Annotated in this window: 37 protein-coding genes; 2 read left to right on the top strand and 35 right to left on the bottom strand. The window is 71.2% G+C overall.

Going from position 1 to position 23993, the window contains the following annotated elements; genetic code table 11:
* The first annotated feature begins 3 nt into the window (after positions 1 to 3).
* Positions 4 to 771 carry an ROK family protein gene (locus OOT42_RS05505; RefSeq protein WP_273653903.1) on the top strand — a complete coding sequence of 256 codons (768 nt, stop codon included), beginning with the start codon at positions 4 to 6 and terminating at the stop codon, positions 769 to 771.
* A gap of 27 nt (positions 772 to 798) precedes the next feature.
* Here OOT42_RS05505 and OOT42_RS05500 read toward each other — a convergent pair whose 3' ends face one another.
* The gene (locus tag OOT42_RS05500) at positions 799 to 1554 is read right to left on the bottom strand and encodes an alpha/beta fold hydrolase (protein ID WP_273653902.1); all 756 of its coding nucleotides are present in this window, start codon (positions 1552 to 1554) and stop codon (positions 799 to 801) included.
* 105 nt (positions 1555 to 1659) lie between these two features.
* Here OOT42_RS05500 and OOT42_RS05495 point away from each other — a divergent pair, with 105 nt between their 5' ends.
* A complete protein-coding gene (locus tag OOT42_RS05495; RefSeq protein ID WP_273653901.1) occupies positions 1660 to 2646 on the top strand; it encodes a hypothetical protein in 987 nt (328 codons plus the stop codon).
* Positions 2647 to 2851: 205 nt separating this feature from the next.
* Here OOT42_RS05495 and rplQ read toward each other — a convergent pair whose 3' ends face one another.
* The 34 genes from rplQ to tuf form a co-directional block, all read right to left on the bottom strand.
* Entirely contained in the window at positions 2852 to 3370 is a 519-nt protein-coding gene (rplQ, locus tag OOT42_RS05490; RefSeq protein ID WP_273653900.1) for a 50S ribosomal protein L17, read from the bottom strand.
* Between the two features lie 72 nt (positions 3371 to 3442).
* Positions 3443 to 4453, bottom strand: coding sequence for a DNA-directed RNA polymerase subunit alpha (locus OOT42_RS05485; protein WP_124343449.1), 1011 nt, complete (start codon positions 4451 to 4453; stop codon positions 3443 to 3445).
* 147 nt (positions 4454 to 4600) lie between these two features.
* Entirely contained in the window at positions 4601 to 5002 is a 402-nt protein-coding gene (rpsK, locus tag OOT42_RS05480) for a 30S ribosomal protein S11 (protein WP_013770191.1), read from the bottom strand.
* An 87-nt stretch (positions 5003 to 5089) separates the two neighbouring features.
* A complete protein-coding gene (gene rpsM, locus OOT42_RS05475; protein WP_013770190.1) occupies positions 5090 to 5470 on the bottom strand; it encodes a 30S ribosomal protein S13 in 381 nt (126 codons plus the stop codon).
* A 232-nt stretch (positions 5471 to 5702) separates the two neighbouring features.
* Positions 5703 to 5816, bottom strand: coding sequence for a 50S ribosomal protein L36 (gene rpmJ / locus OOT42_RS05470; RefSeq protein ID WP_013117849.1), 114 nt, complete (start codon positions 5814 to 5816; stop codon positions 5703 to 5705).
* 69 nt (positions 5817 to 5885) lie between these two features.
* On the bottom strand, positions 5886 to 6107 hold the full coding sequence (infA, locus tag OOT42_RS05465) for a translation initiation factor IF-1 (protein ID WP_013770189.1): 222 nt from the start codon (positions 6105 to 6107) through the stop codon (positions 5886 to 5888).
* A 358-nt stretch (positions 6108 to 6465) separates the two neighbouring features.
* A complete protein-coding gene (locus OOT42_RS05460) occupies positions 6466 to 7224 on the bottom strand; it encodes a hypothetical protein (RefSeq protein ID WP_273653899.1) in 759 nt (252 codons plus the stop codon).
* A gap of 544 nt (positions 7225 to 7768) precedes the next feature.
* Positions 7769 to 8611 carry a type I methionyl aminopeptidase gene (map, locus tag OOT42_RS05455; protein ID WP_273653898.1) on the bottom strand — a complete coding sequence of 281 codons (843 nt, stop codon included), beginning with the start codon at positions 8609 to 8611 and terminating at the stop codon, positions 7769 to 7771.
* A 21-nt stretch (positions 8612 to 8632) separates the two neighbouring features.
* Positions 8633 to 9205, bottom strand: a complete 573-nt coding sequence (locus OOT42_RS05450) for an adenylate kinase (protein ID WP_273653897.1) — start codon at positions 9203 to 9205, stop codon at positions 8633 to 8635.
* On the bottom strand, positions 9202 to 10500 hold the full coding sequence (gene secY, locus OOT42_RS05445) for a preprotein translocase subunit SecY (RefSeq protein ID WP_168676974.1): 1299 nt from the start codon (positions 10498 to 10500) through the stop codon (positions 9202 to 9204). The genes OOT42_RS05450 and secY overlap by 4 nt, the downstream gene beginning before the upstream one ends.
* 162 nt (positions 10501 to 10662) lie before the next feature.
* Complete coding sequence (gene rplO, locus OOT42_RS05440) at positions 10663 to 11385, bottom strand: 50S ribosomal protein L15 (protein WP_273653896.1); 723 nt, start codon at positions 11383 to 11385, stop codon at positions 10663 to 10665.
* Between the two features lie 2 nt (positions 11386 to 11387).
* A complete protein-coding gene (gene rpmD / locus OOT42_RS05435) occupies positions 11388 to 11570 on the bottom strand; it encodes a 50S ribosomal protein L30 (RefSeq protein WP_124342380.1) in 183 nt (60 codons plus the stop codon).
* A complete protein-coding gene (rpsE, locus tag OOT42_RS05430; protein ID WP_162352739.1) occupies positions 11570 to 12214 on the bottom strand; it encodes a 30S ribosomal protein S5 in 645 nt (214 codons plus the stop codon). Before rpsE ends, rpmD begins: the two co-directional genes overlap by 1 nt.
* 31 nt (positions 12215 to 12245) lie before the next feature.
* Entirely contained in the window at positions 12246 to 12617 is a 372-nt protein-coding gene (gene rplR / locus OOT42_RS05425) for a 50S ribosomal protein L18 (protein WP_124342378.1), read from the bottom strand.
* Positions 12618 to 12620: 3 nt separating this feature from the next.
* Positions 12621 to 13160 carry a 50S ribosomal protein L6 gene (gene rplF, locus OOT42_RS05420; protein WP_124342377.1) on the bottom strand — a complete coding sequence of 180 codons (540 nt, stop codon included), beginning with the start codon at positions 13158 to 13160 and terminating at the stop codon, positions 12621 to 12623.
* A gap of 24 nt (positions 13161 to 13184) precedes the next feature.
* Positions 13185 to 13583, bottom strand: coding sequence for a 30S ribosomal protein S8 (gene rpsH / locus OOT42_RS05415; protein WP_013770179.1), 399 nt, complete (start codon positions 13581 to 13583; stop codon positions 13185 to 13187).
* A gap of 86 nt (positions 13584 to 13669) precedes the next feature.
* Positions 13670 to 13855, bottom strand: a complete 186-nt coding sequence (locus tag OOT42_RS05410; RefSeq protein ID WP_013770178.1) for a type Z 30S ribosomal protein S14 — start codon at positions 13853 to 13855, stop codon at positions 13670 to 13672.
* Positions 13856 to 13857: 2 nt separating this feature from the next.
* Positions 13858 to 14424: a 50S ribosomal protein L5 gene (rplE, locus tag OOT42_RS05405; RefSeq protein ID WP_124342376.1), complete on the bottom strand. Its 567-nt coding sequence runs from the start codon at positions 14422 to 14424 to the stop codon at positions 13858 to 13860.
* Complete coding sequence (rplX, locus tag OOT42_RS05400; RefSeq protein ID WP_124342375.1) at positions 14424 to 14765, bottom strand: 50S ribosomal protein L24; 342 nt, start codon at positions 14763 to 14765, stop codon at positions 14424 to 14426. The genes rplE and rplX overlap by 1 nt, the downstream gene beginning before the upstream one ends.
* Positions 14766 to 14767: 2 nt before the next feature.
* Entirely contained in the window at positions 14768 to 15136 is a 369-nt protein-coding gene (gene rplN / locus OOT42_RS05395) for a 50S ribosomal protein L14 (protein WP_034625870.1), read from the bottom strand.
* 145 nt (positions 15137 to 15281) lie between these two features.
* Positions 15282 to 15566, bottom strand: a complete 285-nt coding sequence (gene rpsQ / locus OOT42_RS05390; RefSeq protein ID WP_162352740.1) for a 30S ribosomal protein S17 — start codon at positions 15564 to 15566, stop codon at positions 15282 to 15284.
* Between the two features lie 7 nt (positions 15567 to 15573).
* Complete coding sequence (rpmC, locus tag OOT42_RS05385) at positions 15574 to 15813, bottom strand: 50S ribosomal protein L29 (protein ID WP_013882864.1); 240 nt, start codon at positions 15811 to 15813, stop codon at positions 15574 to 15576.
* Positions 15813 to 16229 (bottom strand): 50S ribosomal protein L16, encoded by a 417-nt coding sequence (gene rplP / locus OOT42_RS05380; RefSeq protein WP_124342374.1) that lies wholly within the window; start codon positions 16227 to 16229, stop codon positions 15813 to 15815. Before rplP ends, rpmC begins: the two co-directional genes overlap by 1 nt.
* Positions 16230 to 16232: 3 nt before the next feature.
* Positions 16233 to 17072 carry a 30S ribosomal protein S3 gene (gene rpsC / locus OOT42_RS05375; RefSeq protein ID WP_168676978.1) on the bottom strand — a complete coding sequence of 280 codons (840 nt, stop codon included), beginning with the start codon at positions 17070 to 17072 and terminating at the stop codon, positions 16233 to 16235.
* Positions 17072 to 17440, bottom strand: coding sequence for a 50S ribosomal protein L22 (gene rplV / locus OOT42_RS05370; RefSeq protein WP_124342372.1), 369 nt, complete (start codon positions 17438 to 17440; stop codon positions 17072 to 17074). Before rplV ends, rpsC begins: the two co-directional genes overlap by 1 nt.
* Positions 17441 to 17492: 52 nt before the next feature.
* A complete protein-coding gene (rpsS, locus tag OOT42_RS05365; RefSeq protein ID WP_124342371.1) occupies positions 17493 to 17774 on the bottom strand; it encodes a 30S ribosomal protein S19 in 282 nt (93 codons plus the stop codon).
* A 12-nt stretch (positions 17775 to 17786) separates the two neighbouring features.
* A complete protein-coding gene (gene rplB, locus OOT42_RS05360) occupies positions 17787 to 18623 on the bottom strand; it encodes a 50S ribosomal protein L2 (protein WP_013770168.1) in 837 nt (278 codons plus the stop codon).
* A 25-nt stretch (positions 18624 to 18648) separates the two neighbouring features.
* Complete coding sequence (rplW, locus tag OOT42_RS05355) at positions 18649 to 18951, bottom strand: 50S ribosomal protein L23 (RefSeq protein ID WP_124342369.1); 303 nt, start codon at positions 18949 to 18951, stop codon at positions 18649 to 18651.
* Positions 18948 to 19637, bottom strand: coding sequence for a 50S ribosomal protein L4 (rplD, locus tag OOT42_RS05350; RefSeq protein WP_124342368.1), 690 nt, complete (start codon positions 19635 to 19637; stop codon positions 18948 to 18950). The genes rplW and rplD overlap by 4 nt, the downstream gene beginning before the upstream one ends.
* Before the next feature lie 5 nt (positions 19638 to 19642).
* Positions 19643 to 20302: a 50S ribosomal protein L3 gene (gene rplC, locus OOT42_RS05345; protein ID WP_124342367.1), complete on the bottom strand. Its 660-nt coding sequence runs from the start codon at positions 20300 to 20302 to the stop codon at positions 19643 to 19645.
* A 22-nt stretch (positions 20303 to 20324) separates the two neighbouring features.
* Positions 20325 to 20633, bottom strand: coding sequence for a 30S ribosomal protein S10 (gene rpsJ, locus OOT42_RS05340; RefSeq protein WP_013117879.1), 309 nt, complete (start codon positions 20631 to 20633; stop codon positions 20325 to 20327).
* Positions 20634 to 20962: 329 nt separating this feature from the next.
* Complete coding sequence (locus OOT42_RS05335; RefSeq protein WP_273653895.1) at positions 20963 to 21589, bottom strand: hypothetical protein; 627 nt, start codon at positions 21587 to 21589, stop codon at positions 20963 to 20965.
* A gap of 108 nt (positions 21590 to 21697) precedes the next feature.
* Positions 21698 to 22531, bottom strand: coding sequence for a hypothetical protein (locus OOT42_RS05330; protein WP_273653894.1), 834 nt, complete (start codon positions 22529 to 22531; stop codon positions 21698 to 21700).
* Positions 22532 to 22697: 166 nt separating this feature from the next.
* Positions 22698 to 23891, bottom strand: coding sequence for an elongation factor Tu (gene tuf / locus OOT42_RS05325; protein WP_013770163.1), 1194 nt, complete (start codon positions 23889 to 23891; stop codon positions 22698 to 22700).
* Positions 23892 to 23993: the final 102 nt, after the last annotated feature.

The raw sequence follows: 23993 nt of genomic DNA, 5'->3' as shown, positions 1-23993 counted from the left end.
TGCGTGCCGACGCCGCCCGCCCACCCGTTCACGCTCGCCGTCGACTGCGGCGGCGGCGGGATCAAGGCGTCCGTGCTCGACGCCGCCGGCACGCTCCACGCGCCCGCTGTCCGGGTCCCGACGCCCTACCCGCTGCCGCCGTCGCGCCTGGTCGAGACGATCGCCGCGATCGGCGCGGACCTGCCCGCCGCCGACCGCGCGACCGTCGGCATGCCCGGCATGATCCGGCACGGCGTGGTCGTCGCCACGCCGCACTACGTGACGCGCTCGGGCCCGCGCACGACCGTCGACCCCGCGCTCGTCGAGGCCTGGGCGGGGTGCGACATCCGCGCCGCGCTGCAGGAACGGCTCGGCGTCCCGACGCTCGTCCTCAACGACGCGGAGGTGCACGGTGCCGGCGTGGTCTCCGGGACCGGCGTCGAGCTCGTCCTCACGCTCGGCACCGGGCTGGGCTCCGCGCTGTTCGACGGTGGCGTCCTCGCGCCGCACCTGGAGCTGTCGCACGCACCCGTGCGCTGGGGCACGACGTACGACGCGTACGTCGGCCAGGTCGAGCGCGCGCGGCTCGGCGACGGCCTGTGGTCCCGGCGCGTGCGCCGGGTCGTCGAGGGCCTGCGCCCCGTGTTCCTCTGGGACCGCCTCTACCTCGGCGGCGGCAACGCGCGCCAGGTGACGCCGCAGGTCCTCGAGCGGCTCGGCGACGACGTCGTCGTCGTGCCCAACCAAGCAGGCATCGTCGGCGGTGTGCGCGCCTGGACGCTCCACGACTGAGCCGCGCCACGACTGAACCGCGCCCGCTCAGCGCGTCATCGGCACCTCGCCGGCCGGCGCGACCGCGCCCGCCGGACGCCGTTCGACCTCGTCGAGCGCCTCCAGCACGACGCGCGAGAACCGCTCCGGCGCCACGACGCTCACGAGGTGCGTCGCACCGGGCACCACCACGAGCCGGCCGTCGCGGCACGCGCGCAGGAACAGCCGCTCGTCGCCGCGGAAGTGGTCGAACCGGCCGTTGACCAGCCACACCGGCGCCTGGATGCGGGCCAGGTCGTCGACCGGGGACGACCGCGCCACCTCGCGCAGCACCTCCTCGGTGACGAGCAGCGCGAACCCGCCCGCACCGATGTCGACCGCACCCTGCGCGGGCAGGAACCGGCGCACCATGAACGCGTTGAGACCCGCGCCGTGGTCCGGCAGCCGGACGATCCCCCGCGCCGCGAGCGACCACCCCCCGACGAGCAGCCGGCGAGGCCGCGACGAGCACCCGGCGGCGACCAGCCCGGCGACCTGGTCCGGGTGGCGCGCCGCGTGCGCGATCCCGACGTACCCGCCGAGCGACAAGCCGACGACCAGCGCGCGACCCCCGACGCCGTCGACGGCCCGCCGCACCGTCGCGACCGCCTCGTCGAGCAGGAACGGCTCTCCGGCCCGCTCGCCGTGCCCCGGCAGGTCGACCGCGACCGCGACGTGGCCCGCGCGCTCGAGCGCGTCGACCTGGGCGCGCCACATCGTGCGCGACGTCCGCATCCCGTGCACCAGGACGACCGGCAGCCCCATGCGTCGACACTACGGCGACCCGCCCCCGCTGCGCACCACGGCGACGGATGCTCCGACCGGTGGGGTCCCAGGTCACAGCCTCGGACGGGACCTAGCGTGAGGCCCGTGCCACCCCTCTTCCGTCGTCGCACCCCGGCGCCCGTCGCCCCACCGGCCACCGGGTACCTCGACCTGCCGCCCGACGGCGCGCGGCACGACCCCGACCCGTGGCTGCCTCCCCTGTCCCGCGGCGAGGCCCTCGCGGTCCGCGTCCTCGTGACGTCCCGGCTCCGCAGTCTCGGCCAGGACACCGCGCAGCACGCGCCCGACGCGGTGACCACGCGCGCCGGGGCGACGGTCGACCTGCGCGCGGTCGTCGCCGCCGTGCACGCCCTCCCGCCTGCGGCCCGCGTCGACGTCGTGGAGCGGCTGGTGACGGCGGCCGTGGCCGGGTTCGCGACGGACGGGCAGCACGTGCCTGCGGCCCCCGCGTCGCCGCTCGCCGCCGTGGAACGGCGCCTCGTCGCCGGGGTCGTCCGTGCGGGCGTCCTCGCACCCGCCGCGGGGCCTGCGATGGGCCCGCACCTGCAGGCGTGCGCGCTCCTCGTCGTCGACGGCGAGGCGCGCGTCGTCACCGACCTCGGGCCGCACGGCGGGTGGGACGGCGTCCACGCGGAGGCCGTCGCGGGCGTCCGGCTGCTCGACCCACCCCAGCACCACGTCGTGGGGTACCGCGGCGGCGCCGACGTCCACGTCCTGACGACGGCCGACCCCCTCGCGCCGAGCCGGCTGCACGTCCTCGACGACCTGCTCGACCGGCTCCCCCACGCGGCCGCCGGCGGTCGCGCCCTCGGCACGCTCGTCGCCGTCCCGCACGGCCACGCACTCGCCGTGCACGTCGTCACGGGAGGCGGGATCCTCGCCGCGGCGCGCGGGATGCTCGACTGGGCCGCACGCGCGCGACCGGACGGCCTGGTCCCGACGAGCCCGCACGTGCACCACCGGGGCCCCGACGGCGCGCTGCGCGCGGTCACGGAGGTCGGGCCCACCGGCGCGCCGCGCCTCCGGCACGACGTCCTCGCCGACCTCGTCGCCGGTGCGCAGGAGCACTGACCGCACCGCGTGGCGCCTCAGGCACGACGTCTTCGCCGATCTCGTCGACGGTGCGCAGGCGCGCTGACCGCAGCGCGCGCACCGACCCGACACCGCCTCCGCCCGCCCGGGAGGTGCGACCGCCCGCGGCCGCGCCGACGCGCCACGACGACGACGGGCCCGGAACCTGTGCGGTTCCGGGCCCGTCGTGCGTGCTGCGGGAGGGTCAGGCCTTGTCGGCGTCGCCCTCGGTCGCGTCCGTGGTCTCCTCGGCCGGAGCCTCGGTCGCCTCGGCGGCGGGGGCCTCGTCGGCCTTCTTCTCCGCCTTCGGCGCGGCCTTCGCGGTGGCCTTCGTGGCCTCCTTGACGACGGCCTGCTTCGGCGACAGCGGCTCGAGCACCAGCTCGATCACGGCCATGGGCGCGTTGTCGCCCTTGCGCGGACCGATCTTCGTGATGCGCGTGTAGCCACCCTGACGCTCGGCGACGGCCGGGGCGATCTCGGTGAACAGGGTGTGCACGACACCCTTGTCCTTGACGACCGTCAGGACACGGCGGCGGGCGTGCAGGTCACCGCGCTTGGCGAACGTGATGAGGCGCTCGGCGAGCGGGCGCAGGCGCTTGGCCTTGGCCTCGGTCGTCGTGATCCGCTTGTGCTCGAACAGCTGCGTCGCGAGGTTCGCGAGGATCAGACGCTCGTGCGCCGGTCCGCCACCGAGCCGGGGACCCTTGGTGGGCGTGGGCATGATCTACTCCTTGAGTTCCAGTGATCGGCGACGCGCACCGGACCGTTCAGGCCCGGCGCGCGTTCCCCGGCGTCAGTACTGCTCGTCCTCGACGAAGTCGCCCTCGTCGTCGCCGTAGAAGGCCGACGCGGACGGGTCGAAGTCGAGCGGGCTGTCCTTGAGCGTCAGGCCGAGCTCGGCCAGCTTCTCCTTGACCTCGGTGATGGACTTCGCACCGAAGTTGCGGATGTCCAGGAGGTCGGCCTCGCTGCGCGCCACGAGCTCACCCACGGAGTGGATGCCCTCACGCTTGAGGCAGTTGTACGAGCGGATCGTCAGCTGCAGGTCCTCGATCGGCAGCGCGAGGTCCGCGGCGAGCGCGGCGTCGGTCGGCGACGGGCCGATCTCGATGCCCTCCGCCTCGACGTTGAGCTCCCGGGCCAGGCCGAACAGCTCGACGAGCGTCTTGCCGGCGGACGCGAGCGCGTCGCGCGGGCTGATCGCGGCCTTGGTCTCGACGTCGACGACGAGCTTGTCGAAGTCGGTCCGCTGCTCGACACGCGTCGCCTCGACCTTGTAGGTCACCTTGAGGACCGGCGAGTAGATCGAGTCGACCGGGATGCGGCCGATCTCGGCGTCGAACGACTTGTTCTGGGCGGCGGAGACGTAGCCGCGGCCGCGCTCGACCGTGAGCTCGATCTCCAGCTTGCCCTTGTCGTTCAGCGTCGCCAGGTGCAGGTCGGGGTTGTGCACCTCGACCCCGGCCGGCGGCACGATGTCCGCGGCGGTGACGACACCCGACCCCTGCTTGCGCAGGTACATCACGACCGGCTCGTCGTTCTCCGAGGAGACGACGAGGTTCTTGATGTTGAGGATGATCTCGGTGACGTCCTCCTTGACACCCGGCACGGTGGAGAACTCGTGCAGCACGCCGTCGATCCGGATGGACGTGACGGCGGCACCGGGGATGGAGGACAGCAGCGTCCGGCGGAGCGAGTTGCCGAGCGTGTAGCCGAAGCCGGGCTCGAGCGGCTCGATGGAGAACCGCGACCGGTTCTCCGAGATGACCTCTTCGGTCAGGGTGGGGCGCTGTGCGATGAGCACGGTGGGTTTCCTCTCAGCGGGCGTCCGCCATATGACGCTCCGCAGTCCTGCGTGACGGCCATGCCTCGGTCCGCATGACCGGGTTGACGAGCGGAGCCGTGGCCGGTGCGTCGACGACGCGAGCACCGGCCACGGCCGAGCCGAGGGTCAGACGCGGCGGCGCTTCGGCGGACGGCAGCCGTTGTGCGCCTGGGGCGTCACGTCCTGGATCGAGCCGACCTCGAGGCCGGTCGCCTGCAGCGAGCGGATCGCGGTCTCGCGGCCCGAGCCCGGGCCCTTGACGAAGACGTCGACCTTGCGCATGCCGTGCTCCTGGGCACGACGCGCGGCGGCCTCGGCGGCGAGCTGCGCGGCGAACGGGGTCGACTTGCGCGAGCCCTTGAAGCCCACCTGGCCGGACGACGCCCAGGCGATCACGGCGCCGGACGGGTCCGTGATGGAGACGATCGTGTTGTTGAACGTGCTCTTGATGTGCGCCTGGCCGTGGGAGACGTTCTTCTTCTCCTTGCGGCGCGGCTTGCGCACGGAACTACGGGTCTTGGGAGGCATCTGCTTCTTCTCTCGTGGTCGTCAGGCTGCGTGTGCCGACGTCCCGGGACCTCGCGCCGTGGGCGCGGTCCTCGCGGGACGTGCGGGTTACTTGCGCCCGGCCTTCTTCTTGCCGGCGACGGTGCGCTTCGGGCCCTTGCGGGTGCGCGCGTTGGTCTTCGTGCGCTGACCGCGCACGGGAAGGCCACGGCGGTGGCGGAGGCCCTCGTAGCAGCCGATCTCGACCTTGCGGCGGATGTCCGCGGCGACCTCACGGCGGAGGTCACCCTCGAGCTTGAAGTTGCCCTCGAGGTAGTCACGCAGCGCGACGAGCTCGGTGTCCCCGAGGTCCTTCACGCGGACGTCGGGGCTGATGCCCGTGGCGGCGAGGGTCTGCTGGGCGCGCGTGCGACCGACCCCGTAGATGTAGGTGAGCGCGATCTCCAGCCGCTTCTCGCGGGGGAGGTCGACGCCGATGAGACGTGCCATGTGCCTGGTGGCTCCTGAACTGCGTCGGAGGTCTTCCGCACCGCCTTCCCGCGTGCTGCGGGCCCCGGCCTCCGACCGAGGGTTCGCCGGTCCGGACCGGGCTGCTGCCCGGCACCGTCCGGAGTGGCGGTGCGCTTGCCGGCCCCTGCCCGGGGCCGATGGTCCCGTGCGGGACCGGTGGTGCTGCTCGACGTGCTCCGCGGGACGGACCCGTGGGTGCACCGTCAGGGCGTCAGCCCTGGCGCTGCTTGTGGCGCAGGTTCTCGCAGATCACCTGGACGCGACCGTGCCGGCGGATCACCTTGCACTTGTCGCAGATCTTCTTGACGCTGGGCTTGACCTTCATCGCGTTGATTCCTCCGCCGCCGCTGACCCACGGGCTCCCCCGGGGCGTGACGGCGTGTTCGAGTGGTGGTTACTTGTAGCGGTAGACGATCCGACCGCGGGACAGGTCGTACGGGCTCAGCTCGACGACCACCCGGTCCTCGGGGAGGATCCGGATGTAGTGCTGACGCATCTTGCCCGAGATGTGGGCGAGCACCTTGTGGCCGTTCGTGAGCTCCACGCGGAACATCGCGTTCGGCAGAGCCTCCACGACGCTGCCCTCGATCTCGATGACACCGTCCTTCTTCGCCATGTCCTCCGCTAACTGTCGGTCCTGGTCTTGATCAGCCCACGTCGGCCGTGGCCCCCGCGCGTGCGGGAGCGGGACCGGCGTTCGTGGAGAGTGCGAAGAGCCCGGACCGCACCGAGGCCCTCCCGCGTCGAGGACGACAGGACGGCCGTGGCGCGACGGCCGGCAGCGAACCCACGATCACGAGACATCCGATCGCGGGACGACTGTCAGCCAACTGGGCGCACACACCCAACGGACTATGTTACGGCATCGGCCGCACAGGACGAAACCGCCGGACCTGCGTCCCCGTGCTGCGTGGGGACGGTCGCCAGGTCCGGCGGCCTCGTCACGGGCCGTCAGCGGCCCGTGTGGTGCTGCGTCAGGCGTCCGACCCGGTGGCCGGGCGGCGACGGTTCCGCAGGGCCAGCAGCACGCCGCCGGCGGCGACCAGCACGCCCGCACCGATCGCGAGCGGGAGCACAGTCGAACCGGTGGTCGCGAGCGCGCCCGCGGCGAGCACCTCGGAGCGGACGGTCGGCGTGGGCGTCGGTGCGGCCGCGAGCACCTCCGACGTCGTCGAGGGCGTCGGCACCGGCGTCACGACCGGCGTGGACGTCGCACTGGGCGTGGGCGTCACGTCGTCGTCGACCACGTCGGTCGGTGCGGGCGTCGGCGTCGGCGCCTCGGGGGTCACGGTCGGCGTGGCGGAGGGCGTCGCCGTCGGTGTGGGGGTGGCGGTCTGCGTGGGCGTCGGGTACGTCGGAGCGCACGCCGGGACGGTGCCGACCTGCTCCTCGAGGTCCCAGTGGTCCGCCGCGAACAGCGGTCCGCCCTCGTCGGTCCACTTCAGGACGCCGTCCGGATAGTGCGGGGCGTCCGAGTCGGTGAACACCTGCGGGCCGCCGTACGCGGCGTCCTCCTGCACGCCCCAGCCGGGCCCGCAGACCTCGAACGGGACGGCGTCTCGGATCTGGTCCCAGGTGATGTTGCGCCACTGCGCGCCGTCCCACGTCGCGACGAGGTACTGCTGCGTCGAGTTCCACCACGACGCGGGCGCCTTGGCGTCCTTCTTGAGGTAGACGTACGCGGCCGTCGTCGTCTGACCGCCGCGCGTCGGCTTCGGCTGGGCCGACTGCATCGGCGTCGGCGTCGTGCCCGCGGTCGAGCTCGGGGCCGGCTTGGGCTTGCTCCACCAGCCACCGCCGTGCCCACCGCCGCCGTGGGAGCCGCCGTGCGACCCCCCGTGCCCGGAACCGCCGGTCGCCGCGGCCGGTGACGCCGCGAGCAGGCCGGCCGCGAGAACGGCCGTCCCGACGACGGCGGCCCGTCGCGCGTGGGACCGGAGGGACGGACGACTGCTGCGCTGCATAGGGACCAACCCATCGTGTGCGGCAGGCATGACGAGGGGGCACACGCCTGCGTGTCCGACGGACCGCACGCGAGCACCTCGCCGCGGGCGCGCGACGAGGTGCGAGAACGGTCCTGGCGGGAGGACGATCCCGCCGCGCGCACACTATCCGACAAACCGGACGCTGTGGGGCCGTTTACCCAGGTCGGGCGCATTCGGACGGGAAACTGGACACGTGTTCACCCGATCGTGTGGTAGCGCTTCCCCGCGACCGTACGAGCGGGGGTGTGCCGACGCGGGGGATGCGACGGGCAGGGAGTCGGCAGCGCCGGGCTCAGGCGAGCGGGGACACCTCGACGCCGAGCGCGGCCAGCTCGGCCGCTCCCCCGTCGGGCTCCGTCAGCACCCAGATGCCGTCCTCGAGCACGGCGACGGTGTGCTCCCAGTGCGACGCACGCGAACCGTCGACGGTCACGACGGTCCAGTCGTCGTCGAGCACCTGCGTGAAGCGCTGCCCGCGCACCACCATCGGCTCGATCGCGACGCAGAGGCCGGGCCGGACCCGCGGACCCCGGTCCCGGGCGCGGTAGTTGAGGACGTCCGGCGGCTGGTGCATGGCCGTGCCGATGCCGTGGCCCACGTACTCCTCGACGACCCCGTACCGCCGGCCGTCGTTCAGCCCGGCCTCGAGCGCGGCGTCGACGACCTCCTCGACCGCCTCGCCGACGGCGCCGAGCCGCTCGGCCGATGCGAGCGCCGCGATGCCGGCCCACATCGCCGCACGCGTCGTCTCCGCGAGATCGACGTCGGCCTGCTCACCGCCCTCGAGCACCACCGTGATCGCGGAGTCGCCGTGCCAGCCGTCGACGACGGCCCCGCAGTCGACGGACACGACGTCGCCGGGCTCCAGCACGCGTGCACCGGGGATCCCGTGCACGACCTCGTCGTTCACGGAGACGCAGAGCGTCGCGGGGTACCCGTGGTAGCCGAGGAACGACGGCGTCGCACCGGCGTCCACGATCACCGCGGCCGCCACGGCGTCGAGGTCGGCGGTCGTCACCCCGGGGGCGACCCGCTCCCGCACCGCCGCGAGGGCGTCCGCGACGACGAGGCCGGCGCGCCGCATGACCCGGACCTGGTCCGGGGTCTTGTACTCGATGCGCTCACGACCGAACACGGCCACCCACCTGGTCCCGCGTCAGCGGGCGAGCGAGCCGATCGCGGCGACGAGCCGCTCGGTCACCTCGTCGACCTCGCCGATGCCGTCGACCTGGACCAGCAGCCCGCGCTCGGCGTACACCGCCGAGATCGGGGCGGTCTGCTCGGCGTACACGTCGAGCCGGTGGCGGATGACGTCCTCGGTGTCGTCCTCGCGGCCCTCGATCTCGGCACGCTTGAGCAGACGGCCCACGACGACGTCGGGGTCGGCGGTGATCTCGACCGCGAGGTCCACGGCGCGGTCGCCCAGGATCTCGTCGAGCGCCGCGACCTGGGCCACGTTGCGCGGGTACCCGTCGAGGAGGAAGCCCTCGACGACGTCGTCCTGCGCCAGGCGGTCGCGCACGAGGTCGTTCGTCAGCTCGTCCGGCACGAGCGCGCCTGACGCGGTGATCGCCTGGACCTTCTTGCCGAGCTCCGTGCCGCCCTTGATGTTGGCGCGGAAGATGTCGCCCGTCGAGATCGCGGGGACGCCGAGGCGCTCCCCGAGCCGGGCCGCCTGGGTGCCCTTGCCCGCACCGGGCGGGCCGAGGAGGACGAGGCGTGCGCTCACCGCAGGAACCCTTCGTAGTGCCGCTGCTGGAGCTGCGACTCGATCTGCTTGACGGTCTCCAGGCCCACACCGACGACGATGAGGATCGACGAGCCGCCGAACGGGATGTTCGTGCTCACGTCGAGGGCGATGAAGACGATGGTCGGGATCAGCGCGACGAGGGCGAGGTAGATCGAGCCCGGCGCCGTGATCCGCGTGATGACGTAGTCGAGGTACTCGGCGGTCGGCCGACCGGCGCGGATGCCGGGGATGAAGCCGCCGTACTTCTTCATGTTGTCCGCGACCTCGTCCGGGTTGAACGTGATCGCCGTGTAGAAGTAGCAGAAGAAGATGATCAGCAGCACGTAGATCGCGATGTGCCACGGCGACGCCGGGTCCGCGATGTAGCGGGACACCCACTGCACCCAGCCCGCGGTCGGGTCGCCGAACTGGGCGATGAGGCCCGGGACGGCGAGCAGCGACGACGCGAAGATCACCGGGATGACACCGGCCATGTTGATCTTGATCGGGATGTAGGTGCTCGAGCCGCCGTACATGCGGCGACCGACCATGCGCTTGGCGTACTGCACCGGGATGCGGCGCTGCGACTGCTCGACGAAGACGACGAGCGCGATGACGAGCACCACGACGGCGAGGACCGCGACGAACTTCGCGCCACCGCCGGCACCGCCGGCGATCGACCACATCGCGCCGGGGAAGCTCGCGGCGATCGACGTGAAGATGAGGAGCGACATGCCGTTGCCGACACCGCGCTCGGTGATGAGCTCGCCGAGCCACATGATGAGGCCGGTGCCCGCGGTCATGGTGATGACCATGATGAGCAGCGTCACCCAGCTGTCGTCCGGGATGACGTCGACGGTGCAGCCCTGGAACAGCTGGCCGCTGCGCGCGATCGTGATGATCGTCGTCGACTGGAGGACCGCGAGGGCGATCGTCAGGTACCGGGTGTACTGCGTGAGCTTCGCGGTGCCGGACTGGCCCTCGCGGTGCAGCTCCTCGAACTTGGGGATCACCACGCGCAGCAGCTGGATGATGATGCTCGCCGTGATGTACGGCATGATCCCCAGCGCGAAGACGGAGAGCTGCAGGAGCGCTCCCCCGCTGAACAGGTTCACGATCCCGATCAGGTCGTTCGCGCCCTGCGTCTGGTCGATGCAGACCTGCACGTTGGGATAGCTGACGCCCGGGGTCGGCAGGAACGAGCCGATCCGGAAGACGACCATGATCCCGATCGTGAAGAGCAGCTTGCGCCGCAGGTCGGGCGTCCTGAACGCCCGGACGAATGCGCTGAGCACCTGGTCCTCCTGGGCCGCCTAGCGGCGGCGTCTCGTGCGACCGGACTGTCCCGGGCCGCGAACCCCGCCACGACGCGGGGCAACGAGGCACCCTAACGGATGCCCGACGACAAACGGAACGAGGCCGGTGGGAAGTGAGATCCCACCGGCCTCGTCCGGCGTTCAGTCCTGCGCGACGGAGCCGCCGGCAGCCACGATCTTCTCCTTGGCGGACGCCGAGTAGGCGTCCACGGCCACGGAGACCTTGACCGTGAGCTCGCCGGTGCCGAGCACCTTGACGGGCTGGCCCTTGCGGACCGCACCCTTCGCGACCAGGTCGGCGACCGTCACGTCGCCACCGTCCGGGTAGAGCGCCGAGAGCTTGTCCAGGTTGACGACCTGGTACTCGGTGCGGAACGGGTTCTTGAAGCCACGGAGCTTCGGCAGACGCATGTGCATCGGCATCTGCCCGCCCTCGAAGGCGGCCGGGACCTGGTACCGGGCCTTGGTGCCCTTGGTGCCACGACCGGCCGTCTTGCCCTTGGACGCCTCACCACGACCCACGCGGGTCTTGGCGGTCTTGGCGCCCGGGGCCGGACGCAGGTGGTGCACCTTGAGGGTGCCACCGGCGCCGGGCTGGGCGGCTGCCTCGGCGGCCTTGACGGCCGCGTCGGACTTCTCGACCTTGGCCTTCGCCGGAGCGGCGGCGGCCTTCTTCGCGGGCGCCTTCTTCTCGGCAGCCGGCTTCTCCGCGGCGGCGGAGGCGGTCTCGGCCTTGTCGGCCTTCGCCTTCGTCGTCTTCTTCGGAGCCTCGGCAGCCGCGTCGGCGGCCTTCTTGGCGGGAGCCTTCTTGGCGGCGGCCTTGGGGGCCGTCACCTCCTCGGTCTCCTTCTTCTCGTCAGCCATGCTCACTCCACCTCTTCGACCGCGACGAGGTGCCGCACGGTCTGGACCATGCCGCGGATCTCAGGGCGGTCCTCCTTGACGACGACGTCGCCGATCCGCTTGAGGCCCAGGGTGCGCAGCGTGTCGCGCTGGTTCTGCTTGCCACCGATGCCCGACTTCTTCTGGGTCACCTTGAGACGAGCCATCACGCACCCACCTTCTCCGCGGCGGCCGCACGGCCCTCGGCCTGGGCCCGCAGGAGGGCGGCCGGGACGACGTGCTCGACCGGCAGACCACGGCGCGCGGCCACGGCCTCCGGCTGCTCGAGGCCACGGAGGGCCGCGACGGTCGCGTGGACGATGTTGATCGCGTTCGACGAGCCGAGCGACTTGCTCAGGACGTCGTGGATGCCGGCGCACTCCAGGACGGCGCGGACCGGACCACCGGCGATCACGCCGGTACCCGGCGACGCCGGACGCAGGAACACGACACCGGCGGCGGCCTCACCCGTGATGGGGTGCGGGATGGTGCCCTGGATGCGGGGGACGCGGAAGAAGTTCTTCTTCGCCTCCTCGACACCCTTGGCGATCGCCGCGGGCACCTCCTTGGCCTTGCCGTAGCCGACGCCGACGGTGCCGTCACCGTCGCCCACCACGACGAGCGCGGTGAAGCTGAAGCGGCGGCCACCCTTGACGACCTTGGCGACGCGGTTGATCGTCACGACGCGCTCGACGAACTGGCTCTTCTCGGCGGCGTCCTGACGACGTCCACCGTCACGACGGCCGCCGTCGCGGCGGTCGCCGCCGGTGCCGCCCTGGGCACCGGTGTTGCTGCGTGCAGGAGCAGCCATCAGTGAGTCCTCTTCTTCCCGGTGTACGTCGTCACAGCTTCAGACCACCCTCGCGGGCACCGTCGGCGACCGCGGCCACCCGGCCGTGGTACTTGTTGCCGCCGCGGTCGAAGACGACCGCGTCGATGCCCTTGGCCTTCGCGCGCTCGGCGACGAGCTCGCCGACCTTGCGGGCCTTGGCGGACTTGTCGCCCTCGGCCCCGCGCAGGTCGACCTCGAGGGTCGACGCCGACGCGATGGTCTGGCCGATGCCGTCGTCCACGACCTGGGCCGTGATGTGACGGGCGGAGCGGGTGACGACGAGGCGCGGCCGAGCAGCCGAGCCCACGACCTTCTTGCGCAGGCGCAGGTGCCGGCGCTGGCGGGCGATCGTCTTGCCCTTGCCCTTGATGCTGATCGCCATGGCTTACTTCCCAGCCTTTCCGACCTTGCGGCGCACGTTCTCGCCCGCGTACCGCACGCCCTTGCCCTTGTACGGCTCGGGCTTGCGGATCTTGCGGATGTTCGCGGCGACCTCGCCGACCTGCTGCTTGTCGATGCCCTGCACCGAGAAGCGGGTCGGGGCCTCGACGACGAAGGTGATGCCCTCCGGCGGCGTGACGACGACCGGGTGGCTGAAGCCGAGCGCGAACTCGAGGTCCGAGCCCTTCGCGGTCACGCGGTAACCGGTGCCGACGATCTCGAGCTTCTTGACGTAGCCCTCGGTCACGCCGGTGACGAGGTTCGCCAGGAGCGTGCGGGTCAGGCCGTGCAGCGAGCGCGAGAGGCGCTCGTCGTTCGGGCGGGTGACCACGAGGGCACCGGCCTCGTCACGCGCGACCTCGAGGGGTGCGGCGACCGTGTGCGAGAGGGTGCCCTTGGGGCCCTTCACCGTCACCACGGCACCGTCGATGTTGACGTCCACGCCGGTCGGGACCGAAACGGGGATCCTGCCGATACGAGACATTGGCGTTCTCCTTCCGGGTCTCGATTACCAGACGTAGGCGAGGACTTCCCCACCCACGCCCTTCTTGGCGGCCTGCTTGTCGGTGAGGAGACCCGAGGACGTGGAGAGGATCGCCACGCCCAGGCCGCCGAGCACCTTGGGCAGGTTGGTGGACTTCGCGTACACGCGCAGGCCCGGCTTGGACACGCGCTTCAGGCCGGCGAGCGCACGCTCGCGGTTGGGGCCGTACTTCAGGGTCACGACGAGGTTCTTGCCCACGGGGGCGTCCTCGACGGTCCAGCCCTGGATGTAGCCCTCGGCCTGCAGGATCTCCGCGACGTGCGACTTGAGCTTCGAGAACGGGATCGACACCGTGTCGTGGTGCGCCGAGTTCGCGTTGCGCAGACGCGTGAGGAAGTCTGCGATGGGGTCGGTCATGGTCATCGGGCTTCAGCCCTTTCTCGCCGGGGTATCCCGGACCCGCGAGACGCGGGCCCGGGACCTACCGACGATCGTTCCTACTGGGGGTCTTACCAGCTGCTCTTGGTGACGCCGGGGAGCTCGCCGCGGTGGGCCATCTCCCGCACGCAGATCCGGCACAGGCCGAACTTGCGGTACACCGAGTGCGGACGGCCGCAGCGCTGGCAGCGCGTGTACGCACGCACCGCGAACTTGGGCTTGGCGGCAGCCTTGTTGATCAGAGCGGTCTTCGCCATGGTCAGTTCTCCTTGAACGGGAAGCCGAGGAGCTTGAGGAAGGCGCGACCCTCGTCGTCGTTGTTCGCCGTCGTGACGATCGTGATGTCCATGCCGCGGACACGGTCGATCCGGTCCTGGTCGATCTCGTGGAACATCGACTGTTCCGTGAGGCCGAACGTGTAGTTGCCGTTGCCGTCGAACTGCGTCGCCGACAGGCCGCGGAAGTCACGGATACGGGGAAGCGCCGTCGAGAGCAGGCGGTCCAGGAACTCCCAGGCACGGTCGCCGCGCAGCGTGACGTGCGCGCCGATCGGCATGCCCTCGCGCAGCTTGAACTGCGCGATGGACTTGCGGGCCTTGGTGACCTGCGGCTTCTGACCCGTGATCTGGGTCAGGTCGCGGATCGCGCCCTCGATGAGCTTGGAGTCCTTGGCGGCGTCGCCGACACCCATGTTCACGACGACCTTCACCAGGCGCGGGACCTGGTTGATGTTCTCGTACGCGAACTGCGTGTTGAGCGCCGGCTTGATCTCCTCGGCGTAGCGGGTCTTCAGACGCGGCTGGGCCGGAGCGGTGATCTCGGTCATCAGATGTCCTTACCGGAACGCTTGGCGACGCGGACACGGACGTTCCGCGTGCGGCCGTCACGCTCGACCTGCTCGGTGCGGTAGCCCACCCGGGTGCCCTTCTTGGTCTCCGGGTCGACGAGCATCACGTTGCTGATGTGGATGGGGGCCTCGACGGTCTCGATGCCACCCGTGCGGGTGCCACGCTGCGTCTGGCCGGCCTTGACGTGCTTCTGCACGCGCTGCACGCCCTCGACGACGACGCGCTGCGTCTCGGTGAGCACCTCGAGCACGCGGCCCTGCTTGCCCTTGTCGCGCCCCGAGATGACGAGGACGAGGTCGCCCTTCTTGATCTTCGCCATGGTCAGAGCACCTCCGGCGCCAGCGAGATGATCTTCATGAACTTCTTGTCGCGCAGCTCGCGGCCCACGGGGCCGAAGATGCGCGTCCCACGGGGCTCCCCGTCGTTCTTGAGGATCACGGCGGCGTTCTCGTCGAACTTGATGTACGAGCCGTCCGGACGGCGGCGCTCCTTGCGGGTGCGCACGATGACGGCCTTGACGACGTCGCCCTTCTTGACGTTGCCGCCGGGGATCGCGTCCTTGACGGTGGCGACGATGACGTCACCGATGCCTGCGTAGCGACGGCCGGAACCACCGAGAACGCGGATGCAGAGGATCTCCTTGGCACCCGTGTTGTCGGCGACACGCAGTCGCGACTCCTGCTGGATCATTGCCTACTCCTGTCGTCCGGCGGGTTCTCGGTCGAGCTGGTCGCCGAGCCTGGCCTGACGTAGTTGCCGTGATGCACACGTCGCGGCGGGGGTGCTCCCTGACGGGGTCACCCCCGCCGCCCGTGGGCAACTTGGGTGCTGCTGCTTACTTGGCCTTCTCGAGGATCTCCACCAGGCGCCACCGCTTGGTCGCGGACAGCGGGCGGGTCTCCATGATGAGGACGAGGTCACCCACGCCCGCCGAGCCCTGCTCGTCGTGCGCCTTGACCTTGCTGGTCCGCCGGATGACCTTGCCGTAGAGCGGGTGCTTGACCCGGTCCTCGACCTCGACCACGACGGTCTTGTCCATCTTGTCGCTCACGACGTAGCCGCGGCGCGTCTTGCGGTACGCGCGGTGCTCCGCCGTGGCGGTGGTGCTCTTCTCGTTCATGCTGCCCTCACTCGCTCGCGGTCGGAGCGGTACGGATGCCGAGCTCGCGCTCGCGCAGGATCGTGTAGATCCGGGCGATGTCGCGGCGGACGGCCTTCAGACGGCCGTGGCTCTCGAGCTGACCGGTCGCGGACTGGAAGCGGAGGTTGAAGAGCTCCTCCTTGGCCTTCTTCAGCTCGGCGACCAGCTTCTCGTCGTCGAAGGCGTCCAGCTCCGTGGGAGCCAGGTCCTTGGTTCCGATAGCCATCAGTTACCACCCTCGCGAACCACGAAACGGGTCTTCATCGGGAGCTTGTGCTGGGCGCGGCGCATGGCCTCACGAGCCAGCGGCTCCGGGACGCCGGCGAGCTCGAACATCACTCGGCCGGGCTTGACGTTGGCGATCCACCACTCGGGCGAGCCCTTGCCGGAACCCATGCGGGTCTCGGCGGGCTTCTTCGTGAGGGGACGGTCCGGGTAGATGTTGATCCAGACCTTCCCACCACGCTTGATGTGGCGGGTCATGGCGATACGCGCAGCCTCGATCTGCCGGTTCGTGACGTAGGCGGGCTCGAGAGCCTGGATGCCGTACTCGCCGAACGAGATCTTGGTGCCACCGGTCGACGCGCCGGAGCGGCCGGGGTGGTGCTGCTTGCGGTGCTTGAGTCGGCGCGGGATGAGCACGGCTCAGGCCTCCGTTCCGGTCTCAGCCGAGGTCTCCGCCGCGGGAGCGGCCTCGGTCGCGGGGGCCTCGACAGGGGCGTCCGAGGTGCGCTGCTCGCGACGGCCGCCGCCACGGGGGCCGCGGTCGCCACGCTCGCCACGGTCACCGCGCGGGCCACGGGCCGGGCGCGGGGCCTGGGTCGCCTGCTCGCGGGCGAACTCCTTCTCGGTGACGTCGCCCTTGTAGACCCAGACCTTCACGCCGATGCGGCCGAAGGTCGTGCGGGCCTCGAAGAAGCCGTAGTCGATGTTCGCGCGGAGCGTGTGCAGCGGCACACGACCCTCGCGGTAGAACTCCGTGCGGCTCATCTCCGCGCCGCCGAGGCGGCCGGAGACCTGCACGCGGATGCCCTTGGCGCCGGCGCGCTGCGCCGACTGGATGCCCTTGCGCATCGCGCGGCGGAACGAGACACGGCTCGCGAGCTGCTCGGCGATGCCCTGGGCGACCAGCTGGGCCTCGATCTCGGCGTTCTTGACCTCGAGGATGTTGAGCTGGACCTGCTTGCCCGTGAGCTTCTCGAGCTCGCCGCGGATGCGGTCGGCCTCCGCGCCACGACGCCCGATGACGATGCCCGGGCGGGCGGTGTGGATGTCGACGCGGACGCGGTCACGCGTGCGCTCGATCTCGACCTTCGCGATGCCGGCGCGCTCGAGACCCGTGCTCATGAGCTTGCGGATCTGCACGTCCTCGCGGACGTAGTCGCGGTAGCGCTGACCCGGCTTCGTCGAGTCCGCGAACCAGCGCGACCGGTGGTCCGTCGTGATGCCCAGGCGGTACCCGAGCGGGTTGACCTTCTGTCCCACTATCGGGTCCGTCCCTTCGTCTCGCGCTCAGCGACGACCACGGTGATGTGGCTCGTGCGCTTGAGGATCTGGCTGGCACGACCCTGCGCCCGCGGACGGAACCGCTTGAGCGTCGGGCCCTCGTCGACGAACACCTCGGAGACGTAGAGGTTCGCCTCGTCGAGCCGCTCGCTGTTGCGCTTCGCCCCCTCGACCGCGTTCGCGATCGCCGACTGCACCGTCTTGAGGACGGGCTCCGCGGCCGCCTGCGGCGCGAACTTCAGCACCGCCACGGCCTCGCCGGCCTGCTTGCCACGGATGAGGTCCACGACGCGCCGGGCCTTCTGGGGCGTGACGCGGACGAACCGCGCCTTCGCCTTGGCTTCCATTGCTGTCCTGCCTTCTTGTCTCTGCCGTCAGGGCGTCACCAGCTGACCGAGGTCAGCGGCGACGGCCCTTCCGGTCGTCCTTCTCGTGGCCGCGGAACGTGCGCGTCGGGGCGAACTCGCCGAGCTTGTGCCCGACCATCGACTCCGTGACGAAGACCGGCGCGTGCTTGCGCCCGTCGTGCACCGCGAACGTGTGACCCAGGAAGTCCGGGGTGATGACCGAACGGCGGGACCACGTCTTGATGACGTTCTTGCTTCCGGCCTCGTTCTGCGCGTCGACCTTCTTCTGGAGGTGGCCGTCGACGAACGGGCCCTTCTTGAGGCTGCGAGGCATCTCGGGCTCCTATCAGCGCTTCTTGCCGGTGCGCCGACGGCGCACGATGAGCTTGTCGCTCGGCTTGTTCGGACGGCGGGTACGACCCTCGGGCTGGCCCCAGGGGCTCACCGGGTGGCGACCACCGGAGGTCTTGCCCTCACCACCACCGTGCGGGTGGTCGATCGGGTTCATGGCGACACCACGGACGGTGGGGCGCTTGCCCTTCCACCGCATGCGGCCGGCCTTGCCCCAGTTGATGTTCGACTGCTCGGCGTTGCCGACCTCGCCGACCGTGGCGCGGCAGCGCAGGTCGACGTTGCGGATCTCGCCGGACGGCATGCGCAGCTGCGCGTACGGGCCGTCCTTCGCGACGAGCTGCACGGACGCACCGGCCGAGCGCGCGATCTTCGCACCGCCGCCGGGCCGCAGCTCGATGGCATGGATGACCGTACCGGTCGGGATGTTGCGCAGCGGCAGGTTGTTGCCGGGCTTGATGTCGGCGCCGGGGCCGTTCTCGATGACGTCACCCTGCGACAGCTTGTTCGGCGCGATGATGTAGCGCTTCTCGCCGTCCGCGTAGTGCAGGAGCGCGATACGGGCCGTGCGGTTGGGGTCGTACTCGATGTGAGCGACCTTCGCCGGCACGCCGTCCTTATCGTGACGACGGAAGTCGATGACGCGGTACGCACGCTTGTGACCGCCACCCTGGTGGCGCGTGGTCACACGACCGGTGGAGTTGCGGCCACCCGTCTTGTGCAGCGGGCGGACCAGCGACTTCTCCGGCGTGGAGCGCGTGATCTCGACGAAGTCGGCGACCGACGAGCCACGGCGGCCCGGCGTCGTCGGCTTGTACTTACGGATTCCCATGAGTCCTCAGATCCTTCCGGGCCGCTCAGCCGACCGGTCCGCCGAAGATGTCGATCGTGCCCTCGCGGAGGGTGACGATCGCACGCTTCGTGTCCTTGCGGCGGCCGATGCCGAACCGGGTCCGACGGGCCTTGCCCTGACGGTTCGCGGTGTTGACCGAGTCGACCTTCACGCCGAACACCTGCTCGACGGCGATCTTGATCTCGGTCTTGTTGGCGCGCGGGTCGACGAGGAAGGTGTACTTCCCCTCGTCCAGAAGGCCGTAGCTCTTCTCGGACACGACCGGCGCGATCAGGATGTCGCGGGGGTCCTTGCCGACGGTGGTCACTTGGTCTCCTCCTCGGCGGCCTCGGACTCGCTCGCCACGGCCTTGGCACCCTTGGCGGGGCCGGCCAGGAACGCGTCGAGAGCGCCCTGCGTGAACACGACGTCGTCAGAGATCAGCACGTCGTAGGTGTTGAGCTGGTCCGCGACCAGCAGGTGCACCCGCTCGACGTTCCGCAGCGACTTCCACGTGATCTCGTCCTGACGCTCGACGACGACCAGCACGTTCTTGCGGCCCGACAGGTTGTCGAGGACGGCGAGAGCGGACTTCGTCGACGGCGCCGTGCCCGGGGCGAAGCCCGAGACGACGTGCACGCGGCCGGCGCGGGCGCGGTCCGAGAGAGCACCGCGGAGCGCCGCGGCCTTCATCTTCTTCGGGGTGCGCTGGCTGTAGTCACGCGGCGTGGGGCCGTGGACGACGCCACCACCGGCGAACTGCGGAGCACGCGTCGAACCCTGGCGGGCGCGACCGGTGCCCTTCTGCTTGTACGGCTTCTTGCCGCCACCACGGACCTCGCCGCGCGACTTGGTGTCGTGCGTGCCCTGGCGAGCCGCCGCGAGCTGCGCGACGACGACCTGGTGGATCAGCGGGACGTTGGTCTGCACGTCGAAGACGTCCGCGGGCAGGTCGGCCGTGCCGGCCTTCTTGCCCTGCGGGTCGAGGACGTCGACCGTCAGCGTGTCGCTCATGGAGGTCACGCACCCTTCACAGCGGAACGCACGACGACGACGCCACCCTTGGGGCCGGGGACGGCACCCTTGACGAGCAGGAGGCCCCGCTCGGCGTCGACCGCGTGCACGGTCAGGTTCTGGGTGGTCTGACGGGCGTTGCCCATCCGACCGGCCATGCGCAGGCCCTTGAACACGCGCGACGGCGTCGACGCGCCACCGATCGAGCCCGGCTTGCGGTGGTTGCGGTGCGAACCGTGGGACGCGCTCACGCCGGCGAAGCCGTGGCGCTTCATGACACCGGCGGTGCCCTTGCCCTTGGTCGTCCCGACGACGTCGACGAGCTGGCCGGCCTCGAAGAGGGCGGCGGTGAGCTCCTGGCCGAGCGTGAACTCGGCGGCGTCCGACGTGCGGATCTCGGCCACGTGCCGGCGCGGCGTCACGCCGGCCTTCTCGAAGTGGCCCTTGAGCGGCTTGGTGACCTTGGTCGGCTTGACCTCGCCGAAGGCGAGCTGCACAGCGGCGTAACCGTCGGTCTCAGCGGAGCGGACCTGCGTCACGACGTTGGTGCCGACCGCAACCACGGTGACGGGCACGAGACGACCGTTGTCGTCCCAGAGCTGCGTCATGCCGAGCTTGGTGCCGAGCAGCGCCGTGACGGGGCGCGCGTTCTGCTGGGTAACCATGAAGATCAGTTCCTTCCCAGCGTCAGAGCTTGATCTCGATGTTCACGTCCGCGGGCAGGTCGAGACGCATGAGCGAGTCGACGGCCTTCGGCGTGGGGTCGATGATGTCGATGAGCCGCTTGTGCGTGCGCATCTCGAAGTGCTCGCGGCTGTCCTTGTACTTGTGGGGCGACCGGATGACGCAGAAGACGTTCTTCTCCGTCGGCAGCGGCACCGGACCCACGACCGACGCACCAGCGCGAGTCACCGTGTCGACGATCTTGCGCGCCGAGCTGTCGATGACCTCGTGGTCGTAGGACTTGAGCCGGATGCGGATCTTCTGTCCCGCCATGGCGTCGTCTACTTCTCTCTCTTCGAACCGGTCCGTCCGACCCCCGCACTCGGGCGTGTCGCTTCACGCGACAGGCCTCTGCGCTGCGTACCGTTCCCGGCACGAGGTCGGTGGTTGTAGTCGAGCGTCCACCGCCGGGTGACCCCGGGGTCCGGACGCTCTCCACGTCTACCTGCCCAGCCGGTCGGGCGCACGTAGGCACACCACCCCCAGCGGGCAACTTGACTAGTCTGCCAGACGGACGCCCGATACTCCAATCCCGCTGTCCTGTGCGCTCCCCCACAACCGCACCGCGACCACGCGGCACGCCGGGCTCCCGGCGCTCGACGTCAGCGCGGGACCGGTCCCCGGGGGCGCCGGCCGACGTGCACGACCGTCGGCGGACGCCGGTCCTCCCACGGCGACACCTCGACCCGCACGCCGTGGGCCGCCGACGCCTCGACGAAGCGCTCGAGCACGTCGACGAACCGCCGGCGGAAGCCGTCCCGCTCCGCGTCGTGGTCCTCGACCTCGACGCGCAGGACGCACGTGGACCCGTCGACCGCGTGTCCCCGCACGTGCACCGCCGTCGCCACGAACGGCACGGGCAGCTCGGCCGCGACCACGGCGGCCAGCGCGACCTCCCCGAGGACGCCACCCACCGACGCACGCGGCCCACGCACCGTGCACACCGGGACCCCGCCCGCTCCGGCGGTCCGCTCGACCCGCAGCCCGGCGGCCGCGGCGACGCCGGCGAAGACGTCGAGGGCCGGCCCGACGGCGGCGGCGACCGACACGAGGCACGCCGGCGACGTCATCGCGGACGGCCACGGTCGCGGTCCGCCCGCGTCGAGGCCCGACCACGACCGCCACGGGTGACCGACGGGGAGCGACGGCGCGACCCGGTCCGCCACCACCGCGCGCGCGGCGTCCGTCGCGACGTCGGTGAGCCGGCGCACCGCGGGCGGGAGGGTCATGCGCGCGAGCCTAGGTCGACGGGGACGCGCACGGGCGGTGCCCGGACGCACACCACCCGCCCGGCCGACGCGGTCGTCCGCGCCGGGTCAGCGGTCGTCCGCGCCGGGTCAACGCCGTTCGACCGTCAGCGAGCCCACGCCCCCGCCGACGCGCACCTCGTAGTGCGGCGCGCCCGGGTCGAACCCGACGGTGCTGACCTCGGCGCCCGCGCCGAGGCCGTCCGTCGTCTGGCCGTCGACCGTCGCCGAGCCGGCACCCGACGTGACGAGCGCGCGCACGCCGACGTCCTGCGGCACGTGCACGACCAGGCTCCCCGCGCCCGCGCGCTGGTCCACGACGACCCGGCCGTCGGGAGCGGGAAGGGTCAGCTCGACCACGTCGGCGCCTGCGGCCAGCACGACCGCGCCGACCTCCGTCGCCGCGAGGTCCGTCGTGACGCGCGACGCCCCGCTGCGGACCTCGACCTCCCAGCGGACGTCGGCGGCGACCCGGACCACGACCGCACCACCGCCCAGGGTCACCACGGGGGCGTCGTCCGGGCCGTCGACCGTCGCGGGCCGGTCCGCGCCCGCCGGCTCCACGACGACGAGGTCGGAGCGCGGTGCGTCGGCGCGCACGGTGAGCGTCGACACGTCGCCCGTCACGACGAGTCGCGCGGAGTCCGCGCCGCCTCGCGCCAGCCCGACCGTGCGGTCCGGGTCCGGCCCACGACCGGGCCCTCCCCACGGCCACGGGTCGGAGCGCAACGGGCCCTGCGTCACCACCAGGACGAGCGCCCCGACGACGAGCGCCACGCCGACCAGCAGCCATGTGCGGAGCGGGACGGCCGACCGGCTGCTCGCAGGACGACCGTCGGACGCGTCCACCGCTCCCTCCGAGCGCGCACGGTCGCCGCGGGGCTGCTGCCGGTCCGGCTGGGGTCGGTCGCTGTCCGCAGGCATGGCGGCGACCGTACCGAGCCACCGCCCGGTCCGCGCGCCGGGATCGGCGAGGCTTCGACGGAACGGTCGGCCACCTGCCGGCGCGCCGGCTGGTGGGACGACGCAGGGCCCGGGAGCCGAAGCTCCCGGGCCCTGCGTTCAGCGATCTAGCCCCGAAGGGCGGTGATCACTTGAGGATCTTCGTGACCCGGCCCGAGCCGACGGTGCGGCCACCCTCGCGGATGGCGAAGCCGAGGCCCTCCTCCATGGCGATGGGCTGGATGAGGTTCACGTGGATCTCGGTGTTGTCACCGGGCATGACCATCTCGGTGCCCTCGGGCAGCGTGATGACACCGGTGACGTCCGTCGTCCGGAAGTAGAACTGCGGACGGTAGTTGCCGTAGAACGGGTTGTGACGGCCGCCCTCGTCCTTGGCCAGGATGTAGACCTGGCCCTCGAACTCGGTGTGCGGGGTGATCGAACCCGGCTTCACGACGACCTGGCCGCGCTCGACCTCCTCGCGCTTCGTGCCGCGCAGGAGCAGACCGACGTTCTCGCCGGCCTCGGCGTAGTCGAGCAGCTTGCGGAACATCTCGACGCCGGTGACCGTGGTCTTGATCGCCTTCTCCTTGATACCGACGATCTCCACCTCCTCGTTCACCTTGAGCTGACCGCGCTCGACACGGCCGGTGACGACGGTGCCACGACCGGTGATCGTGAAGACGTCCTCGATCGGCATGAGGAACGGCTTGTCGATGTCACGGACCGGGTCCGGGACGTTCTCGTCGACCGCGTCCAGCAGGTCCTCGACGGACTTGACCCAGACCGGGTCGCCCTCGAGCGCCTTGAGGCCGGAGACGCGCACGACCGGCACGTCGTCGCCCGCGAAGCCCTGCGAGGAGAGGAGCTCGCGCACCTCGACCTCGACGAGCTCGAGGATCTCCTCGTCGTCGACGACGTCGGACTTGTTCAGCGCCACGAGCAGGTAGGGCACGCCGACCTGACGGGCGAGCAGGACGTGCTCACGCGTCTGGGCCATCGGGCCGTCCGTCGCGGCGACCACGAGGATGGCGCCGTCCATCTGCGCCGCACCCGTGATCATGTTCTTGATGTAGTCGGCGTGACCCGGCGCGTCGACGTGCGCGTAGTGGCGCTTCTCCGTCTGGTACTCGACGTGCGCGATGTTGATCGTGATACCGCGCTGCTTCTCCTCCGGCGCCTTGTCGATCTCGTCGAACGGCGTGAAGGGGTTCAGGTCCGGGTACTTGTCGTGCAGCACCTTCGAGATCGCGGCGGTCAGCGTCGTCTTGCCGTGGTCGACGTGACCGATGGTCCCGATGTTGACGTGCGGCTTGGTCCGCTCGAACTTCGCCTTGCCCACTGGGTGTCCTCCTCAGGACTTGGTAGAGAGTGCCCGTCTGCGGCTACCGGGAGGGTAGACGCGAGGCGTGCGGTCCTACGGGTCGGTTTGTGTGATGGAACT

The organism is Cellulomonas fimi (genome assembly GCF_028583725.1).
GTDB classification, from domain to species: domain Bacteria; phylum Actinomycetota; class Actinomycetes; order Actinomycetales; family Cellulomonadaceae; genus Cellulomonas; species Cellulomonas fimi_B.
This window is presented reverse-complemented; position numbering and strand designations above follow the sequence as displayed.

Bases quoted from the DNA above. Each gene is read 5' to 3' on its own strand.
- rplX (WP_124342375.1), bottom strand. From the start codon at position 14,765: ATGGCGAAGATCAAGAAGGGCGACCTCGTCCTCGTCATCTCGGGGCGC.
- rpmC (WP_013882864.1), bottom strand. From the start codon at position 15,813: ATGGCTATCGGAACCAAGGACCTGGCTCCCACGGAGCTGGACGCCTTC.
- rplF (WP_124342377.1), bottom strand. From the start codon at position 13,160: ATGTCTCGTATCGGCAGGATCCCCGTTTCGGTCCCGACCGGCGTGGAC.
- rpsE (WP_162352739.1), bottom strand. From the start codon at position 12,214: ATGGCTGCTCCTGCACGCAGCAACACCGGTGCCCAGGGCGGCACCGGC.
- rpmJ (WP_013117849.1), bottom strand. From the start codon at position 5,816: ATGAAGGTCAAGCCCAGCGTCAAGAAGATCTGCGACAAGTGCAAGGTG.
- OOT42_RS05335 (WP_273653895.1), bottom strand. From the start codon at position 21,589: ATGACCCTCCCGCCCGCGGTGCGCCGGCTCACCGACGTCGCGACGGAC.
- infA (WP_013770189.1), bottom strand. From the start codon at position 6,107: ATGGCGAAGAAGGACGGTGTCATCGAGATCGAGGGCAGCGTCGTGGAG.
- rpsK (WP_013770191.1), bottom strand. From the start codon at position 5,002: ATGCCTCCCAAGACCCGTAGTTCCGTGCGCAAGCCGCGCCGCAAGGAG.
- rplO (WP_273653896.1), bottom strand. From the start codon at position 11,385: ATGGCTGACGAGAAGAAGGAGACCGAGGAGGTGACGGCCCCCAAGGCC.
- rplB (WP_013770168.1), bottom strand. From the start codon at position 18,623: ATGGGAATCCGTAAGTACAAGCCGACGACGCCGGGCCGCCGTGGCTCG.
- OOT42_RS05410 (WP_013770178.1), bottom strand. From the start codon at position 13,855: ATGGCGAAGACCGCTCTGATCAACAAGGCTGCCGCCAAGCCCAAGTTC.
- rplC (WP_124342367.1), bottom strand. From the start codon at position 20,302: ATGGTTACCCAGCAGAACGCGCGCCCCGTCACGGCGCTGCTCGGCACC.
- rpsH (WP_013770179.1), bottom strand. From the start codon at position 13,583: ATGACCATGACCGACCCCATCGCAGACTTCCTCACGCGTCTGCGCAAC.
- OOT42_RS05330 (WP_273653894.1), bottom strand. From the start codon at position 22,531: ATGCCTGCGGACAGCGACCGACCCCAGCCGGACCGGCAGCAGCCCCGC.
- OOT42_RS05500 (WP_273653902.1), bottom strand. From the start codon at position 1,554: ATGGGGCTGCCGGTCGTCCTGGTGCACGGGATGCGGACGTCGCGCACG.
- rpsJ (WP_013117879.1), bottom strand. From the start codon at position 20,633: ATGGCGGGACAGAAGATCCGCATCCGGCTCAAGTCCTACGACCACGAG.
- rplR (WP_124342378.1), bottom strand. From the start codon at position 12,617: ATGGCGATCAGCATCAAGGGCAAGGGCAAGACGATCGCCCGCCAGCGC.
- rpsM (WP_013770190.1), bottom strand. From the start codon at position 5,470: ATGGCACGTCTCATCGGCGTCGACCTCCCCCGCGAGAAGCGGCTGGAG.
- rpmD (WP_124342380.1), bottom strand. From the start codon at position 11,570: ATGGCTCGTCTCAAGGTGACCCAGAAGAAGTCGGGCATCGGTGGCAAG.
- rplN (WP_034625870.1), bottom strand. From the start codon at position 15,136: ATGATCCAGCAGGAGTCGCGACTGCGTGTCGCCGACAACACGGGTGCC.
- rpsS (WP_124342371.1), bottom strand. From the start codon at position 17,774: ATGCCTCGCAGCCTCAAGAAGGGCCCGTTCGTCGACGGCCACCTCCAG.
- rplV (WP_124342372.1), bottom strand. From the start codon at position 17,440: ATGGAAGCCAAGGCGAAGGCGCGGTTCGTCCGCGTCACGCCCCAGAAG.
- OOT42_RS05460 (WP_273653899.1), bottom strand. From the start codon at position 7,224: ATGCAGTCGGCCCAGCCGAAGCCGACGCGCGGCGGTCAGACGACGACG.
- rpsQ (WP_162352740.1), bottom strand. From the start codon at position 15,566: ATGAACGAGAAGAGCACCACCGCCACGGCGGAGCACCGCGCGTACCGC.
- rplD (WP_124342368.1), bottom strand. From the start codon at position 19,637: ATGAGCGACACGCTGACGGTCGACGTCCTCGACCCGCAGGGCAAGAAG.
- rplE (WP_124342376.1), bottom strand. From the start codon at position 14,424: ATGACCGAGATCACCGCTCCGGCCCAGCCGCGTCTGAAGACCCGCTAC.
- rplQ (WP_273653900.1), bottom strand. From the start codon at position 3,370: ATGCCCACGCCCACCAAGGGTCCCCGGCTCGGTGGCGGACCGGCGCAC.